Origin of the sequence: Catellatospora sp. NPDC049609 (assembly GCF_040675365.1) — a bacterium.
GTDB lineage: Bacteria > Actinomycetota > Actinomycetes > Mycobacteriales > Micromonosporaceae > Catellatospora.
Window position 1 is genome coordinate 1 of record NZ_JBFAOU010000173.1, and the last position, 16,748, is coordinate 16,748.

General features: G+C 71.3%; 13 protein-coding genes. 7 read left to right on the forward strand and 6 right to left on the reverse strand.

The window, feature by feature from the left end; genetic code table 11:
- Nucleotides 1-201: 201 nt before the first annotated feature.
- Nucleotides 202-732: a GNAT family N-acetyltransferase gene (locus AB0J67_RS32405; protein ID WP_363488029.1), complete on the forward strand. Its 531-nt coding sequence runs from the start codon at nucleotides 202-204 to the stop codon at nucleotides 730-732.
- A 12-nt stretch (nucleotides 733-744) separates the two neighbouring features.
- Here the strand turns inward: AB0J67_RS32405 and AB0J67_RS32410 are convergent, their stop codons facing one another.
- On the reverse strand, nucleotides 745-2,007 hold the full coding sequence (locus AB0J67_RS32410; RefSeq protein WP_363488031.1) for a PQQ-binding-like beta-propeller repeat protein: 1,263 nt from the start codon (nucleotides 2,005-2,007) through the stop codon (nucleotides 745-747).
- A 478-nt stretch (nucleotides 2,008-2,485) separates the two neighbouring features.
- Between AB0J67_RS32410 and AB0J67_RS32415 the strand changes: the two genes are divergently transcribed.
- Nucleotides 2,486-6,040 (forward strand): PKD domain-containing protein, encoded by a 3,555-nt coding sequence (locus AB0J67_RS32415; protein ID WP_363488033.1) that lies wholly within the window; start codon nucleotides 2,486-2,488, stop codon nucleotides 6,038-6,040.
- Nucleotides 6,041-6,106: 66 nt separating this feature from the next.
- Here the strand turns inward: AB0J67_RS32415 and hisC are convergent, their stop codons facing one another.
- From hisC to hppD, 4 genes are all read right to left on the reverse strand, one after another.
- Nucleotides 6,107-7,165: a histidinol-phosphate transaminase gene (hisC, locus tag AB0J67_RS32420; protein ID WP_363488035.1), complete on the reverse strand. Its 1,059-nt coding sequence runs from the start codon at nucleotides 7,163-7,165 to the stop codon at nucleotides 6,107-6,109.
- A complete protein-coding gene (locus AB0J67_RS32425; protein WP_363488037.1) occupies nucleotides 7,165-8,079 on the reverse strand; it encodes an RDD family protein in 915 nt (304 codons plus the stop codon). The genes hisC and AB0J67_RS32425 overlap by 1 nt, the downstream gene beginning before the upstream one ends.
- Nucleotides 8,080-8,088: 9 nt before the next feature.
- Nucleotides 8,089-8,766, reverse strand: coding sequence for an RDD family protein (locus tag AB0J67_RS32430; protein ID WP_363488039.1), 678 nt, complete (start codon nucleotides 8,764-8,766; stop codon nucleotides 8,089-8,091).
- Nucleotides 8,767-8,878: 112 nt separating this feature from the next.
- Nucleotides 8,879-10,048 carry a 4-hydroxyphenylpyruvate dioxygenase gene (gene hppD / locus AB0J67_RS32435; protein ID WP_363488041.1) on the reverse strand — a complete coding sequence of 390 codons (1,170 nt, stop codon included), beginning with the start codon at nucleotides 10,046-10,048 and terminating at the stop codon, nucleotides 8,879-8,881.
- A gap of 185 nt (nucleotides 10,049-10,233) precedes the next feature.
- Here hppD and AB0J67_RS32440 point away from each other — a divergent pair, with 185 nt between their 5' ends.
- The 5 genes from AB0J67_RS32440 to AB0J67_RS32460 are packed head-to-tail and all read left to right on the forward strand — an operon-like array spanning nucleotide 10,234 to nucleotide 15,535.
- Nucleotides 10,234-10,725, forward strand: a complete 492-nt coding sequence (locus tag AB0J67_RS32440) for a sigma factor-like helix-turn-helix DNA-binding protein (protein ID WP_363488044.1) — start codon at nucleotides 10,234-10,236, stop codon at nucleotides 10,723-10,725.
- Nucleotides 10,725-11,969, forward strand: a complete 1,245-nt coding sequence (locus AB0J67_RS32445) for a hypothetical protein (protein WP_363488046.1) — start codon at nucleotides 10,725-10,727, stop codon at nucleotides 11,967-11,969. The genes AB0J67_RS32440 and AB0J67_RS32445 overlap by 1 nt, the downstream gene beginning before the upstream one ends.
- A gap of 20 nt (nucleotides 11,970-11,989) precedes the next feature.
- A complete protein-coding gene (locus AB0J67_RS32450) occupies nucleotides 11,990-12,469 on the forward strand; it encodes an Lrp/AsnC family transcriptional regulator (protein WP_363488048.1) in 480 nt (159 codons plus the stop codon).
- 47 nt (nucleotides 12,470-12,516) lie between these two features.
- Nucleotides 12,517-13,830 carry a hypothetical protein gene (locus AB0J67_RS32455; protein WP_363488050.1) on the forward strand — a complete coding sequence of 438 codons (1,314 nt, stop codon included), beginning with the start codon at nucleotides 12,517-12,519 and terminating at the stop codon, nucleotides 13,828-13,830.
- Between the two features lie 31 nt (nucleotides 13,831-13,861).
- Nucleotides 13,862-15,535, forward strand: a complete 1,674-nt coding sequence (locus tag AB0J67_RS32460; protein WP_363488052.1) for a fumarate hydratase — start codon at nucleotides 13,862-13,864, stop codon at nucleotides 15,533-15,535.
- An 82-nt stretch (nucleotides 15,536-15,617) separates the two neighbouring features.
- Here the strand turns inward: AB0J67_RS32460 and AB0J67_RS32465 are convergent, their stop codons facing one another.
- The gene (locus AB0J67_RS32465) at nucleotides 15,618-16,511 is read right to left on the reverse strand and encodes a hypothetical protein (protein WP_363488054.1); all 894 of its coding nucleotides are present in this window, start codon (nucleotides 16,509-16,511) and stop codon (nucleotides 15,618-15,620) included.
- Nucleotides 16,512-16,748 lie beyond the last annotated feature (237 nt).

The following is a 16,748-nucleotide window of genomic DNA, read 5'->3' on the forward strand; positions in this document are numbered from 1 at the left end:
CTGCAACGGGGACGTTGTGGGAGAGTAGGACGCCGCCGGACAAACATCGCTGATCAGGCCCACCCCTAAAGGGGTGGGCCTGATCGCGTTTAACCACTACCGCATTCGTGTCCCCCGCTGGGCCCGCGGAGTGGTGGTAGGCCCTTGCACCTATCGGAAATGGGGTCGCCGTCGACAGACGCCGGCCATATCGTGCGGGCTATGGCTGAGCTCGTCGTCCCGAACGTATTGCTGCACACCGCCTGGTTGACCGCTCGTGACGAGTGGGCGAAGGCCGGCGAGGAGCAGCACGGCAGCGGTGTTCAGCACGCCGCCGAGCTGGATTCGCCCGCGGCGTTCGCCGACTGGGTCGAGCGCCTGAGCCGTATGTCGGACGAGTCGGTGCCGCTGCCCGAGAACCTGGTGCACGCGACGTACTGGTGGATCGTCGAGGACGGGGAGGTTCTCGGCTCGATCTCGATGCGGCACCGTCTGAACGACTTCCTGCTCAACGCCGGCGGGCACATCGGTTACTCGGTGCGGCCCTCGGCCCGGCGGCGCGGCCTCGCGAGCTGGGCCGTCGGTGAGGTGCTCAAGCACGCCCGCGCCCGTGGACTCGACCGGGTGCTGATCAGCTGTGCCGACGACAACACCGCCTCCGCGCGCACCATCGAACGCTGCGGCGGCGTGCTGGAGGACGTCCGCGACACGGAGCTCGGCCGCACCCGCCGCTACTGGATCGAACTGCGCTGACCCGCCAGGGGGCTAGGAGGCCGCCAGGAGGACGGGGCGGGGGGACCAGTAGTAATCCGCGTCGGGGGCGGTGGGGGGAATGCCGGGGACGGTGCGGACCAGGACGAGGTAGCGGCCGGAGGTGTTGGTCTCGGCGATGGTGTACGGCGTGGTGGGCTCGAAGGAGAGCACCAGGGACGTCCGGGAGAGCTCCTTGCCCGACTCGGCGCTGATCGCGATGAGTGTCTGGTCCGGGGCGAGCAGGAGGATCCGGTCGGGGCCCGTGGCCAGGATGCGGGGCGGGGGCGTGGTGCTGCCTGCCGGCGGCTGCCAGGTCCAGCGGTGTTCGCCGGTGCGCGGGTCGCGGCCGTCGAGGCGGGTGACGGCTGACGGGTCGGGCGCCGACGCCGCGGTGCCCCCGGTCAGGACGGTGCCGGCGGCGGACAGGGCGGGCGACGGCAGCGCGTCGGCGCCGTCGAGCAGGAACCCCTGCACCCCGGAGCGGCCGGTGAGGCGTACACCCGGGCAGCGCGAGTGCCCGACGACGCAGGAGACCGGGTCCACCGCGGTGATCCCGCTGCCCAGGTCGGGCAGTGCGCGACCGGACGCGGTGTCGACGCGCCGCACCGTCCCGGCGCACGTGTCGTGGACCAGGTACTGCCCGGTGGCGGTGAGATCGGCGCCGCGGCAGGACGCGGCGGGCGCGGCGACCTGCCAGCGCTGCCCACCGGTGGCGGGGTCGTACGCGGTGACGTGCTGCGGACCGGCGACCACGACCGCGCCGTCGGCGGTGAACAGGCCGGGCGGCTGGTAGAGCGTCGCCGCGCCGGTGCGGCGGCCGGCGTACTCGTCGCCGAGCGGCTCGGCCGCCACCTGCCAGGCGACCTCGCCGGTGCGCGGGTCGGTGCCGACGAGCGCGCCGTCGGACCAGCTGCTCACCACGACCGGGTCGGCGCCGCCGACGGTGACCACCCCGATGAGCTGTGCGGGCCAGCGGCGCAGCGACCACAGCGCGCTGCGCTCGTACTTGACGTCGGGTGGTGCGTCGGCCCAGACCTGGCGTTCGTCGGCGAAGACGCGGATGCGGTCGTCGAGGATGAGCGGTGCGGAGATCAGGGCCCCGATCGGGCCCGGCGCGGGGATCACCGGTTCGGGGTAGGCCTTTCGGGCCGGAGTGACGACCTCGGCCGGGCCGAGCACGCGCCAGGCGACCAGCCCTGCCGCCGCCAGCAGCGCCGCCGAGGCAGCGCCGATCACCGCGATGCGTGCGCCCCGGGGCATGGTCCGCCATCTCATAGGAGCACCCTATTACGGTCGCCGCAGCGCACTGGTACGGCGTTCGGCCTGCTGGCATGGGGTCTCCGGAGATCGAATCCGGTCGTGGCCGCCGCATGCGCGCGCATGGGCTGTCATAAGTGCGACTGAACCCCGCGCGGCCTGCATCGCTCCGCATCGTCGCAGGTCAGCGACGTGGATGAGGGTGTGGTTGGACGTGGGCACGGGGGCATCGGACCGGACGGCCCATCGGTCCATGCGAAGAGACCATTCCAGACGGTGGGACCGCCTGGGAGGGTGCTCCATAGTCTCCGGGGGAGGCTCTTTTTCCGCTGGTTCTGGGGAATCTTCGACGCGTGGGGGATCAACCGTGCGCACACGCAGAGGCGTGGCATCGCTAGTAACAGCCTCCCTGGTGGGAGGGCTGTCCATTCTGGGCACCGTCATGGCGGCGTCGTCGCCGGCCGCGGCGGCACAGCCCAAGCCGAATCACACGAGGTTGGCCCCGGACATCCCGCGGACCAACACGCCGCGGATCACGACCGGTGAGATCACGGACCTTGCCTACATCGGCAACCGGGTCTTCGTGGCCGGCACGTTCACCTCGATCCGCAACAACACGTCGACCAACACGACGACCGTCAACCAGGCTTACCTGGCGGCGTTCAACATCGACACGGGCCTGATCGACACCACCTTCCGGCCGACGTTCGCCGGCGGTGCGGTCACCGAGGTCGAGGCGTCGCCGGACGGCACCAAGCTGTTCGTCGCGGGCCGGTTCAACACGGTCAACGGCGTGACCAAGCGCAAGGTCGCCTCACTGAACCTCACCACGGGCGCGCCGATCGCCGGGTTCACCGCGAACGCGAACAGCGCGGCGACCTCGATCGAGGCCACCAACACCACGGTGTACATCGGCGGCCAGTTCACCACGATCAACAACGTGGCGCGGGTCGGCCTGGCCGCGGTCAACGCGAGCACCGGCGCGGTGGTGACCGGCTTCGTGAACAACCTGTCCGGCGGCATCGGCGTCGACGGCGCGCTGACCGTGCAGGCGCTGGTTTTGACGCACGACGACAGCAAGCTGCTGGTCGTGCACACGGGCCGGCAGATCGCGGGGCAGGACCGCTACGGCGTCGGCCTCATCAACACGACCAACAACCAGCTGCTGCCCTGGCGCAGCCGGCTGTGGGACGACAACCTGCAGTTCGTCGGCGGCATCCAGCGCATCTACGCCGGCGACATCGCGCCCAACGACCAGTACTTCGTGGTGACCAGCGGCTCCGGTGGCGACCGGCCGCCGATCAACGACACCGCGATCGCGTTCCCGATCGCGGGCAACGACCACGTGCAGCCGCTGTGGATCTCGCGGGCGTTCGACAGCATCTACTCCGTCGCCATCTCGGAGAACGCCGTGTACATCGGCGGGCACTTCTCCTGGATCGAGTCGCAGAGCGCGCCGGACCCGTGGCCGGGCCTGGACGACGTCGGCTACGGCACGGGCCAGGGCCTGGGCGGCTACGGCCTGGGTGACGCGGTGGTCCGCCGCGACCACATCGGCGCCCTCGACCCGGCCAACGGCAAGTCGCTGGAGTGGAACCCGGGCTCGAACTCGTTCGAGGGCAACAAGGCGATGCTGGCCACGCCGCGCGGCCTGATCACCGGTGGCGACGCCACCACGCAGGGCGGCTACAACGTGGGCCGGGTCGCGTTCTACGACTTCAACTCGATCCCGGCCGCGTCGCCGTACGACACCGTCATCACCTCCCCGGTGGAGGGCAAGGTGTTCCCGGCGGGCCAGCAGTTCACCATCACCGGCACCGCGACCGCCACCGGCGGGCTGCGGCGGGTCCAGGTCGAGATCATCGACACGGCGACCAACCGCTACCTGCAGCCCGACCTGACCACCTGGGGCGCGGCGACGATCATCAACACCAACCTGGCGTCGCCGAACGCGGTGTCCAGCGCCTGGTCGCTGCCGCTGACCATCGCGGGCAACCACACGCTGAAGGTGCAGGCGAAGTCGTTCGCCCTCAACGGCAACAGCGACGCCACCAAGGCGATCAAGAAGTTCGAGACCTTCAGCCTCGACGACCGTACGCCGAGCGCGTCGGTCACCGGGCCGTCGGGCTCGATCATCCCGTCGACGACGTTCACGGTCACCGGCACGGCGACCGACGACAAGGGCGTGCAGTCGATCGGCTACACCCTGCGCGACGCCAACAACCGCTACCTGCAGGACGACGGTTCGGCGAGCACCGCGTACAACCAGTTCCGGATCCAGCCGGACGTGGTGGGCGGCCTGTCGACCACCTGGTCCACCGAGATCACGGTCCCGTACGAGGGCCAGTGGCAGATCCAGGTGGTGCCGACCGACACCTCCGGCCAGTCCTCGCTGGACACCAGTGACCGGACCTGGATCGTCAGCACGACCGGCATCGCGCCGTCCGTCGCGATCGCCGCGCCCGTGGTGATGAACCCGCCGACCGCGACGCCGCCGATGACGGTGGCGCCGGGCAGCCCGATGACCTTCTCGGGCACGGCGAGCGACGACGAGAACCTGTTCAGCGTCGAGATCCAGCTGCGCAACTCGACCACGCGGGAGAACCTCGCGTCCGACGGCACCTGGGGCACCGACGTGCAGGCGGGCTGGTTCCGCGTCACGCCGCTGAACCTGAACGCGACCAGCGTCAACTGGTCGTACACCACGCCGTTCAACCTGAAGCCGGGCACGTACTCGTTCTCGGTCAAGGCCACCGACGACGTGGGCCTGGAGACGGCCAGCACCAACCAGGGCCGGCTGACGATCAACTCGCAGATCCCGGGCGACAACCCGCCCAACGGCCTGCTGAACGTCACCGGCAACCAGACCGCGGCGGTGCTGCACCTGGACCTGGCCGGCACGGCCACGGACGACTTCGGGGTGGCCAGCGTCAAGATCGCCATCCGGGAGCAGGACAGCAGCCGCTACCTGCAGGCCGACGGCTCGCTGAGCGCGGCGTTCGCGACGCGTGACGCGGTCCTGGCGAGCCCGAACGGCACCAGCACCACGTGGACGCTCTCCACGGACCTGCCCGTCCAGGGCCGGTACGCGGTGACCGCGTACGCGTACGACACGGTGGGCCAGCAGGACACCTCGACCTCGGGGGCGACGGCGACGTACGCCATCTACCCCGGTGACCTGCCGCCGACGGTGACGCAGGCCCTGATGGCGCCGCAGAACGGTGCGGTCTTCACCGACGCTCGCATCTTCGTCAGCGGCCGTGTCGAGGACGACCAGCAGATCGCCGAGGCCCAGGTGGCCGTCGTCGACTCGGCGGGCCGCTACATGAGCTCGTCGGGCACGTTCACCAGCACGTCGCAGAGCTGGCGCAACGCGTTCCTGAACTCGCCCGGCTCGCCTGGCTCGAACTACTCGTACACCACCCCGGCCATCCCGGCCGGCACGTACACGGTGCGGGTGCGGGGCGTCGACCAGCACGGGTTCGCCACGAACCCGCCGGTGGACGTGACCGTGACGGTCCAGGTGCCGGCGAACAACCCGCCGGTCGCCAACTTCACGGTGTCCTGCACGAACAACGTCTGCACCTTCGACGGCCGCTCCTCGACCGACGAGAACACCCCGGCGCTGACGTACTCGTGGAACTTCGGGCAGGGCTCGGGCTCCGGCGCGGTGGCGACCAAGACCTACACCGCTGCGGGCACGTTCAACGTGGTCCTGACGGTGCGGGACGAGTACGGCCTGACGGCGACGAAGACCACGCCGGTGACGATCACGGAGCCCCCGGGCAACGTGGCGCCCACCCCGGTGATCAACACGCCGTCGTGCACGCTGCTGGTGTGCAACATCTCCGGGGTCGGGTCCGCGGACCCGAACGTCGGCGACACGTTCACCTACCGCTGGGACTTCGGTGACGGCACGGCGCAGAGCACGTCGTCGTCGATGTCGCACACCTTCCCCGCGGCCGGCACGTACACGGTGACGCTCACCGTGACCGACGGCTGGGGCAAGGCCGCCAGCGCCACGCGGCAGATCACGGTCGCCGCGGCCTGACGGCTGATACGAAAGACCGCCGCCGGCTCGCTCTCGCGGGCCGGCGGCGGTCTTTTCGTCGGTACGTCAGACGAAGAACTTCTCCGCGGCGTGCAGCAGCGCGTCGTTCTCCTCCGCGGTGCCGATCGTGACGCGCACGCCCTCCCCGGCGAACGGCCGCACGATGACGCCCTCGGCCTCGCAGGCCTGCGCGAACGGCACCGCCCGCTCGCCCAGCGGCAGCCACACGAAGTTGGCCTGGCTGGCGGGCACGCCCGGCAGCAGCTTCGCCAGCGCGATCTCCAGCCGCTCGCGCTCGGCGATCACCAGGTCGCAGCGGCGGCGCATCTCCGCCTCGGCGTCCAGCGCGGCCAGGGCCGCGGCCTGCGCGGCCATGCTGGTCGAGAACGGGGTGACCACCTTGCGCACCGCGCCGGCGACCTCGGGGTGCGCGACCAGGTAGCCGACGCGCAGCCCCGCCAGGCCCCACGCCTTGCTGAGGGTGCGCAGCACGGCCACGTTGGGCCGGTCGCCGTACACCTTGACCCCGTCGGGCACGCCCGGGTCGGTGACGAACTCCTGGTATGCCTCGTCGAGCACGACCAGCACGTCGTCGGGCACGGCGGCGAGGAACTCGTCCAGCTCCGCCTTGCGCACGCTGGTGCCGGTCGGGTTGTTCGGGTTGCAGACCAGGATCATCCGGGTGCGGTCGGTGATCGCCGCGGCCATCGCGGCCAGGTCGTGGCCGTGCTCGGCCGTGTTCGGCACGCGCACCGAGGTCGCACCGGTGGTGTGCGCGATGATCGGGTACGCCTCGAACGAACGCCACGAGTAGAGCAGCTCGTCGCCGGGCAGGCAGGTCGCGCGGACCAGGTGCTCGGCGAGCGCGACGGAGCCGCAGCCGGTCACCACCCGCTCGGCGGGCACGCCCAGCCGCGCGGCGAACCTGTCCCGCAGCGCCACCACGCCCATGTCGGGGTAGCGGTGCACGTTCGCGGCCGCCTCGGTGATCGCCTCGACGACGCCGGGCAGCGGGCCGTACGGCACCTCGTTGCTGGCCAGCTTGATCGCGCCGGGCACGGAGCGGCCGGGCACGTAGTTCGGCAGGGCGTCCAGATCAGCCCTGGTGAGAGTCCTCTTGCTCATCAGATGCCGCCTTTCTTGTCGGTGCGGACCGCGTCCGGCACGCGCACCACGTAGGTGCCCGCGGACCGGTCATGCCAGGCCATGCGCTGCTGGCGGTCGATCAGGAGGAACACGATGTCCACGATCTGCAGGATCACGAAGAACGGCCCGCAGCAGGTGAACAGGAGCAGCGGCATGGCCAGCGGGCTCCAGCGGCGCCAGGCGCGCCCGGTGCCGAGCGGGTCCAGGCTCTCCGCCCGGACCACCTTGACCTTCGCGAGCCGCTTGCCCAGCGTCTGCCCGGTGTGCGCGGTGGCCGGCACCTCGTACGCGAACCACAGCGCCAGCGCGATCAGGATGATCACGAACAGCAGCGCGTCCACCTGCGCGGGGCGCTCGATGTCCAGCGGCAGCTGGCCGGTCTCCAGCCACTTGTTGGTGATCGCCTGCGTGTACGGGATGTAGTCGCGCAGGAAGAGGTAGACGAACCAGCCGTTGACGACGATGTTGAGTAGCACCAGCGCGCCGGTGTCGATGATCCGCGCGACCAGCCGCGCGCCGGGCGTGGCCAGCGGCATGCCGTGCGGGCGCACCGGCGGCTGCGGCACGGGGTGCGGCCAGCCCGGAGGCAACGGCCTGCCCCCAGGGAGGCCGGGACCGCCCGTCGGGGCGCCGGGACGGCCGGGACCGCTGGTGGGGAGGTTCGGCGGCGGCAGCACGGGCGGGACCGCCCCGTCGCGGGCGCCGCTCACCTGGGGCACGGGCTGCTCGACGGGTGCCGCGGGCGGCGGAGGCGGGGGCGGGGGCACGGCCGGCGGCCCGTCCGGCGGGGTCGCGTCGGCGGGCAGTGGCGCGCCCAGCCAGCCTTCGCCGTCCCAGTAGCGCTGCGTGCTGGGGTCGGCGGGGTCCTTGTACCACCCAGGGCTGATCGTCATGACTGTTATTTAACCGACCTTCACCACGACGGTCCGCGCCGCCTTGTCATGCAGACACTGTTGCAGCGGTTTGTCCCACAGCTGCCAGAAACCGTCGAGGTAGCTGAAGAACGGCACGAACAGGCCCACCACCCGCTCGACGGCCCACCGCTTGGTCAGCGCGCCCCGGGTCAGCGCCTCGGCCGGGTTCGCCATCACGATCCGGATCTTCAGCGCCTTCTTGCCGACGGTCTGGCCACCCTTACGCAGCTGGTACTCCACGTAGTAGAGGTAGGTGAAGACGAGCGTGAAGCCGAAGACCACCGCGAAGAAGATCATCATCGGGCCGAACAGCGCCAGGAAGTCCGGCGGCACGGGCTGGCCGTACACGTCGTAGTCGCCGGCCGACTCCTCGATCGTCGCGACGAAGCTGAAGATCCAGATGAAGGACGCCGGCAGCGTGACGACCATGCTGATCACGCCCGCGATGAGGCCGTCGAGCAGGAACGCCAGCAGGCGGTCGCCGAAGCTCGCCAGGGGCAGCCCGTTGGGCGCCAGCGGCACCGCGAACGGCTGGTAGGCCCCGGCCGGCCGGGGCGGCGGCACCCAGCCCGCGGGCTGCGGCGACCACGGCGGCGGGGGAGGCGTCCCCGGAGCGCCGGGCGGCGGCGCCGGCGGCGGGAACGGCGAGGGGGTGGGGGAGGTCATGCGTGACATCCTTCCATGTCCTCGCGCTGGCCAGCGCCGCCGGTTTCGCAGGTTAAGAAGGGCACCTTCCTCTACGGATAGAGATAAGAAGGTGCCCTTCCTTTCCTAGGGGTCAGAGGTTGCCGCGGGTCTCCTGCTCGCGCTCGATCGCCTCGAACAGGGCCTTGAAGTTGCCCTTGCCGAAGCCCAGCGAGCCGTGCCGCTCGATCAGCTCGAAGAAGACCGTCGGGCGGTCCTGCACCGGCTTGGTGAAGATCTGCAGCAGGTAGCCGTCCTCGTCCCGGTCGACCAGGATGCGGCGCTTCTTCAGCTCCTCGATCGGGGCGCGCACGTTGCCGATGCGGGCCCGCAGCTCCGGGTCGTCGTAGTACGAGTCGGGGGTGGCCAGGAACTCCACGCCCGCGGCCGCCATCGCGTCCACCGTCGCCAGGATGTCGTTGGTGGCCAGCGCGATGTGCTGCGCGCCGGGGCCGCCGTAGAACTCCAGGTACTCGTCGATCTGGGACTTCTTGCGGGCGATGGCCGGCTCGTTGAGCGGGAACTTCACCTTGCGGGTGCCGTTGGCGACGACCTTGCTCATCAGCGCGGAGTAGTCGGTGGCGATGTCGTCGCCGATGAACTCCGCCATGTTCGTGAAGCCCATGACACGGTGGTAGAACTCCACCCACTCGTCCATCCGGCCCAGCTCGACGTTGCCGACGACGTGGTCGACGGCCTGGAAGAAGCGCTTGGGCGCACCGGCCGCGACCGCCGCCGAGCGGTCCACGATCGGCTCGCGGGCGACGAAGCCGGGCTGGAACGGGCCGTCGTAGCGGGAGCGGTCCAGCAGGGTGTGCCGGGTCTCGCCGTACGTGGCGATCGCGGCCACCCGGACCGTGCCGTTGCCGTCGGTGTGGTCCTCGGGCGCCTGCAGGCTCCGCGCGCCGTGCTTGACCGCGTACGCGTACGCCGCGTCCACGTCGGGCACCTCGAGGGCGATGTCGGTGACGCCGTCGCCGTGGCGGGCGTGGTGGTCGGCGCCGGGCGCGTCCGCGTGCACCGCGCCGCGCAGCACGAACCGCGCCGAGCCGGAGGTCAGCACGTACTCGGCGTAGTCGCGGTAGCCCTGCTCGGGGCCCCGGTACGCGACGAGCGTCATGCCGAACGCGGTCGAGTAGTAGTGCGCCGCCTGCTTGGCGTTGCCCACCAGGAAGGCGATGTGGTCGACGCCCTTCACGGGGAACGGGTCGTGGCTGGAGTCCGGCGACGCGTGGGTGGCGGCCGGGTGCGCTACTGCGGTCATGCCGAAAGCTTGGCGCGGGCCCGTGACCTGGGCAACTGTCTCGTCGATGACTGATCAGATTGCGCAGAACGTACCGCCGATGGGCAAGTTCGCTGGACAGATTGACTAGTTATCAAGTCGTTACCTCGCCCTGTAATGCTCACCGGGCTCCCGGGCGTAGTCCTGGTGACCAGGGGAGATGTGGGATGGACGACTTCGCTGAGTTCTACCTCAGCGGCAAGGACGCGGTGTTCCGCGCCGTGCTCGCGGCGGGCGGCGACCGCGCCGGCGCCGAGGACGCGGTGGCCGAGGCGTACGCCCGCGCCTGCGCGCGCTGGGAGACGGTGCGCGTGCACCCGAACCCGACCGCGTGGGTGCTGCGGACCGCGTTCAACTTCCGGCGCTCGGTCTGGCGGCGGCTGCGCCGGGAGGTGCTCGGGGACCTCCCGGACCGGCCCGCCGCCGTTCCCGAGCCGGGCGGCGGGCTGCGCCGCGAGCTGGCCGCACTGCCCCGGCGCCAGCGGGAGGTGGTCGCGCTGCGGCTGGTCGCCGACCTGAGCGTGGCCGAGACCGCCGAGCTGCTCGGCATCGCCGAGGGCACCGTCAACTCCCACCTGCACCGTGCGGTGCAGTCCCTGCGTCACCAGCTGGAGCCGGCCCGCCTGGCGGCCCTCAAGCCCACCCCGGAGGTGGCCTGATGAGCGTCGACGACCTGCGGACCCGGCTCTCCGAGGAGTACGGGGAGGAGCGCTTCACCATGACGGTGAGCGAGATCGAACACCGCGCCGGGCGGGGCTCGCGCCGCCGCCGGGGCGCCTGGGCCGCGGTGGCCGCGGCCACCGCCGTCGTGGCGGTGGGCTGGCTGGTGTGGCCGCAGGCCCCGGCGGGCAAGCCCGAGCCGCCGGCCACGCCGAGCGCCGTGCCCACCGCGTCGGCCGCGTCCACCGCGTGGCGGGCCGGGTTCGCCGCCGAGTGCGACCGGAAGTGGCTCGCGCATGACCGGACCGGCCTGCGACCGGCCGATCAGGGGCAGCTGCCCCCGCTGCTCATCGAGCAGTTCCACGGCGAGCTCGGCATCCGGGTGTACGGCAACGAGTGGCTCACGGCCGAGTGCGAGCGCACCGCCCGCGACACGACGGTGGGCTTCTCCCGCTCGGCCGACAACACCCTGAAATGGCTGCCCGACGCCGGCACGGGCATCCCCTACTTCGCGGCCCGGCGGGGTCGCGCGACCTCGCCGGACAGCGATCCGCAGCCGAGACCGGAGGAGATCGCCGGTGACTACATCATCGGGCGGGCGCCGGCCGGGGCCGTCAAGATCGAGGCACTCACCCCGGACGGCCGGGTCTTCCCCGGCGGGATCGGCGGGCACCTGTTCCTGGTGTGGGCTCCCGAGGGCGGGCTGCGGGACGCCGTGGTGCGGGCCGACGTGAACGTCTCGCAGGTCCTGGTGGCCGACTCGGCCGAGCTGCCCGGGGCGTACGACGAGCGGGCGATGGACGCGGCCTGCCGGCAGGACCTCGCGACGGGGTACGCCGCGGCCGGGCGCATCGACATGCCACCACGCCGGTTCGTCCGGCGCGACGGGCAGCGGGTGGTGTTCCTCTACGGCTCGCCGGACACGGTCGTCGCCTGCTCCCGCCTGGACGACACGATCAGCCTGACCGTTGTGCGGCGGGTGCCCGCCGCCCCGCAGGGCTGGCAGCCGGCCAAGCACTTCCACCACACCTCGGACACGCAGGGCTGGCTGTTCGGCGTCGCGCCGGACGGGGCCACGGGCGGCACGCTGACCCTGCGCAACGGGCGCAAGGTGCCGGTACGCATCTCGGACGGCTGGTACGGCACCTCGTGGACGGCGGATCCGCACGACGAGGACGACCGCCCGCGCCGCGTCGAGCTGATCGTCGACGGCGAGACGTGGACGGTGCCGGCGGCGCAGTGACGCGGTGACATGATGGGCCGGTGACCGGCACCGTGGACGAGCTGGACGTACGGCTGATCGAGCTGCTCGCGGCCGAGCCGCGGATCGGCGTGCTGGAGGCCTCGCGCCGCCTGAAGGTGGCGCGGGGCACCGTGCAGGCGAGACTCGACCGGCTGGTCGCCCGGGGCGTCATCAAGGGCTTCGGCCCGGAGCTGGACCCGGCGGCGATCGGCTACGGCGTCACCGCGTTCATCACGCTGGAGATCCGGCAGAGCGGCGGCCACGACCCGGTCGCCGCGCACCTGTCGACGATCCCCGAGGTGCTGGAGGCGTACACCATCACCGGCGGCGGCGACCTGCTGTGCCGGATCGTCGCCCGGTCCAATGCCGACCTGCAACGGGTCATCGACGAGATCGTGGCCTACGACGGCATCCTGCGCGCCTCGACGCTGATCGCGCTCGCCGAGCAGCTGCCGTACCGCACCCTGCCGCTGGTGGGAAAAGCCGCCCGACACGGGTGATTCGGACAGTCACTCACGTTTGAGCATTCCGTGGCTATCCTTTCCGGATGGCTCAGGCGAGGTCCGGCACGGGCTGGCTCGTGGCGGCTGCCGTGGCGATGACCGTGCTGGTGAGCACGGGCGTCTGGAACCCGTTCCCCGGCCTCTGGGACTGGATCAACACCAGCGGCCCCATCGCCGACCCGCCGACCCGCTGGCAGGAGCGCCTGGGCGGCACCCCGCAGACCGTCACGCTGCTGGGCGACCAGCTCATCCTCGAACACCGGGACTCGGTCGAGGCGCGCAGCCGGGCCACCGGCCGCCGGATCTGGTCCACCCCGGCGGACTGGGCCGCGGTGGCCGGCCCGCCCGAGCGCACCGTCGTCGTCGCCGGGACGCTGCTGGTCAAGGGGTATCAGGTGATCGACCCCGCGACCGGCCTGGTGGTCCGGCGCGACGACAAGGCCTCGGCCGTGTGGACCTATGACGACCAGCTCGTCGAGGTGTCCTGCCGTACCCCCCAGGATTGCGAGCTGACCGCGCGGGAGCCCGCCAGCGGCGACGAGAAGTGGTCCACCGGGCTGCCCGGGATGGGGTTCGTGCTGTTCGCCGACAATCCGGACCTGCTCGGCAGCGTGCCCGTGACGGCCGAGCGGATCGCGCCCTCGCACCAGCCCGGCAAGATGCCGCAGCTGCTCGGCTTCCCCGTCGACGGCAAGGTGTACGTGGTCAGCCCGGCCCGCGGCGAGGCGATGCGGGACCCGGTCGAGCCGGGCCGCCGCGAGCGGATCATCGTGGCGGGCGGGCGCGTGGTGCACAGCGTCGCGACGCCGCGCGAGGGCGGCTGCGACGTGCGGGTCACCGCCCGCGACTCCACCGGGACGGTCGTCTGGTCCCTGCCCAAGGGCCAGCACCTGCGCACCATCGGCGGTGGCGGCTGCGACCAGCGCGACCAGCCGGCCGGCACCGACACGGTGCTCGTCTCGGTGCTGCCGGACGGGCGCGAGCAGCTGCTCGACGCCGGCCTGGGCAAGGCCGTGCTGACCTGCGCCGAGGGCGAGCACGTCGTGGCCGTGGACAGCGAGCGGGCGCTGGTGCGCTCCGCCGACGGCAAGAAGCTGACGATGTACGAGCACGACGCCGACCGGCCCGCCAAGCCCAAGCAGCTGTGGAGCCGGAAGGTCGACCCGGGGGCGTCGGCGGCGATGCGTGGCGGGGTCGTGGTGCTCGTCGATCGCGCACCCGACCGGGTGATCGTGCTGGAGCCCGGCACCGGCCGGGTGCGCCGCGAGGTGAAGACCGAGGCCGAGGTGGTCGCCGCCGACGCGAAAGGCCTGCTGTTGGGCCAGCGGCGTGATCTCGGTTACCTCGCGTTCGATTAGCCTGCCCGCGAATTCTGCGGCCCGACGACACATGAGTACGCTTTTCGCCGTGACTGACTTCGCCTACTCCTCCCTGTTGCCCCTGGGCGCGGACACCACCGACTACCGGCTCGTCACCGACGAGGGCGTGGACGTGGTCAGCGGGCCGGGCGGGCGCAAGTTCCTCACCATCGAGCCGGAGATCTTCACCCAGCTCACCGCCGAGGCGATGCACGACATCGCGCACTACCTGCGCCCGGCGCACCTGGCCCAGCTGCGCTCGATCATCGAGGACCCGCTGTCCTCGCCGAACGACCGCTTCGTCGCCAAGGACCTGCTGCACAACGCGAACATCGCGGCCGGCGGCGTGCTGCCGATGTGCCAGGACACCGGCACCGCGATCGTGATGGGCAAGCGCGGCCGGCACGTGCTCACCGACGGCGCCGACGAGGCCAACATCGCCCGCGGCGTGTACGAGGCCTACACCAGCCTGAACCTGCGCTACTCGCAGCTCGCCCCGCTGACCGTGTGGGACGAGCGCAACACCGGCACCAACCTGCCCGCGCAGATCGAGCTCTACGCCGAGGACCCGGACGGGCACGCCGACGCGTACAAGTTCCTGTTCATGGCCAAGGGCGGCGGCAGCGCCAACAAGTCGTACCTCTACCAGGAGACCAAGGCGCTGCTGAACCCCACCTCGTTCATGCGCTTCCTGGACGAGAAGCTGCGCCTCATCGGCACCAGCGCCTGCCCGCCGTACCACCTGGCCATCGTGATCGGCGGCACGTCGGCCGAGCACGCGCTCAAGACCGCCAAGCTGGCCTCGGCGAAGTACCTGGACAACCTGCCGTCGGCGGGTTCGATGCTGGCGCACGGCTTCCGGGACGTGGCGCTGGAGGCCGAGGTCCTCGAACTGACCCGCAACTTCGGCATCGGCGCGCAGTTCGGCGGGCGCTACTTCTGCCACGACGTGCGCGTCATCCGGCTGCCCCGGCACGGCGCGTCCTGCCCCGTCGCCATCGCCGTGTCCTGCTCGGCCGACCGCCAGGCCGTCGCCAAGATCACGCCGTCGGGCGTGTGGCTGGAGCGGCTGGAGACCGACCCGGCCCGCTACCTGCCCGAGGTCACCGTCGAGGACGTCTCCGACGAGGTCGTCCAGGTCGACCTCAACCGGCCCATGTCCGAGATCCGCGAGCAGCTCTCGCAGTACCCGGTGAAGACCCGGCTGTCGCTATCCGGCCCGCTGGTCGTCGCGCGCGACATCGCCCACGCGAAGATCGCCGAGCGCCTCGACGCGGGCGAGCCGATGCCGCAGTACCTGCGCGACCACGCCGTCTACTACGCCGGCCCCGCCAAGACCCCCGAGGGTTACGCGTCCGGCTCCTTCGGCCCGACCACGGCCGGCCGGATGGACGCGTACGTGGAGAAGTTCCAGGCCGCGGGCGGCTCGTTCGTGATGCTGGCCAAGGGCAACCGCAGCGGCCAGGTCACCAAGTCCTGCCAGGCGTACGGCGGCTTCTACCTCGGCTCCATCGGCGGCCCCGCCGCCCGGCTCGCCCAGGACTGCATCAAGAAGGTCGAGGTCCTGGAGTACCAGGAGCTCGGCATGGAGGCGGTCTGGCGGATCGAGGTCGAGGACTTCCCCGCCTTCATCGTCGTCGACGACAAGGGCAACGACTTCTTCGCCGAAACCCTCAAGCCCACCCTCACCATCAGCCGCCGCTGACCTTCGTTGATCGTCCGACTTGCCTGGCACATGGGCGTATCTTGAAGGCCCTTTCGCCCATGTGCCTGGCAAATCGGGTGATCTAGGGGCGCCAGCCGCGGGAGGTGAGGGCGGTCTTCACCTCGCGGAGCACGCCGGGGAAGTCGGTGCGCAGGCGGCGGCTGGTGACGTGCAGCACTATCCAGCCGTCGGCGACGAGCAGGTTCAGGCGCTTGCGATCCAGGTGGAACTGGTCGGGGGAGTCGTGCCACTCGCCGTCGTACTCGATGGCGACCTTGTACTCGGGCCAGGCGAGGTCGGGGTGCAGCACCCGGCCGCCCACCGGGACCGGGAACTGCGGCTCCGGGCGGGGTAGGCCGTTGCGTACGAGGCCCAGGCGCAACCGTGTCTCCTGGGGAGACTCCGCCCGCCCGTCGGCGAGGCCGAACGCCTTCGCCGCCCGTGCCGAGCCGTGCCTGCCGAAGCGGGCGCGGGCCAGCTCGCCGAGTTCCTCGGCCGTCACCAGCTTGGCGCGCAGCAGCGCGTCGATGATCATGACGGCGGGTACGAGGTCGAGCCAGAGCGCCAGGTCCCAGCAGGTGCGCGAGGGCCGGGTCACCGGGAAGCCGCGATGGGTCTCGACCTCGTCGTCCGCCAGCAGCATGCGGTGGACGGCTGCGTGCTGGCGCTGGTTGAGCCGGGCACCCGCCGGGACGACGAGATGCGCCCGATCGGCGAAGGACGCGGCGTGCGCGACGCCGAACAGGTACGCCGCCGAAGGGCCGGCGAAGTAGGCGCGTTCCGGCAGGACGAGTGCCAGCGCGCGGCAGCGCAGCTCGTGGTCGTGCTCCAGCCGGCTGTCGGCGAAGAGGTCGTAGCCGAGGCTCTTCCAGTTCTCACCGCGGAGCTGCTCGAACGTGAGCAGGCCGTCGCGCAGGGCGTCGGAGCCGCGGAAGACCTGCCAGGCGAGTTGTCGGGGTCGGTCGATACGTCGCACGCCGGACAGCCTGCCTCAGATCCACGCCCCCTGTGCGCAGCCCTGTGGATAACCCACCGCCTGCCTGTGGACAACCATGTGGAAGCCCTGTGGACGGATGTGGACGACCGCTGTGGATGATCGCCCGCCCCCGCTGTGGATGATCACCTGTCCCGCTGTGGACGACCGCCCGCCGGGCTGTGGATGATCGCCCGACTTGCCAGGCACCTGGGCGAATGAGCGTTCAAGATACGCCCA

Bases quoted from the DNA above. Each gene is read 5' to 3' on its own strand.
- AB0J67_RS32405 (WP_363488029.1), top strand. From the start codon at position 202: ATGGCTGAGCTCGTCGTCCCGAACGTATTGCTGCACACCGCCTGGTTG.
- AB0J67_RS32410 (WP_363488031.1), bottom strand. From the start codon at position 2,007: ATGAGATGGCGGACCATGCCCCGGGGCGCACGCATCGCGGTGATCGGC.
- hisC (WP_363488035.1), bottom strand. From the start codon at position 7,165: ATGAGCAAGAGGACTCTCACCAGGGCTGATCTGGACGCCCTGCCGAAC.
- AB0J67_RS32425 (WP_363488037.1), bottom strand. From the start codon at position 8,079: ATGACGATCAGCCCTGGGTGGTACAAGGACCCCGCCGACCCCAGCACG.
- AB0J67_RS32430 (WP_363488039.1), bottom strand. From the start codon at position 8,766: ATGACCTCCCCCACCCCCTCGCCGTTCCCGCCGCCGGCGCCGCCGCCC.
- hppD (WP_363488041.1), bottom strand. From the start codon at position 10,048: ATGACCGCAGTAGCGCACCCGGCCGCCACCCACGCGTCGCCGGACTCC.
- AB0J67_RS32440 (WP_363488044.1), top strand. From the start codon at position 10,234: ATGGACGACTTCGCTGAGTTCTACCTCAGCGGCAAGGACGCGGTGTTC.
- AB0J67_RS32445 (WP_363488046.1), top strand. From the start codon at position 10,725: ATGAGCGTCGACGACCTGCGGACCCGGCTCTCCGAGGAGTACGGGGAG.
- AB0J67_RS32455 (WP_363488050.1), top strand. From the start codon at position 12,517: ATGGCTCAGGCGAGGTCCGGCACGGGCTGGCTCGTGGCGGCTGCCGTG.
- AB0J67_RS32460 (WP_363488052.1), top strand. From the start codon at position 13,862: ATGAGTACGCTTTTCGCCGTGACTGACTTCGCCTACTCCTCCCTGTTG.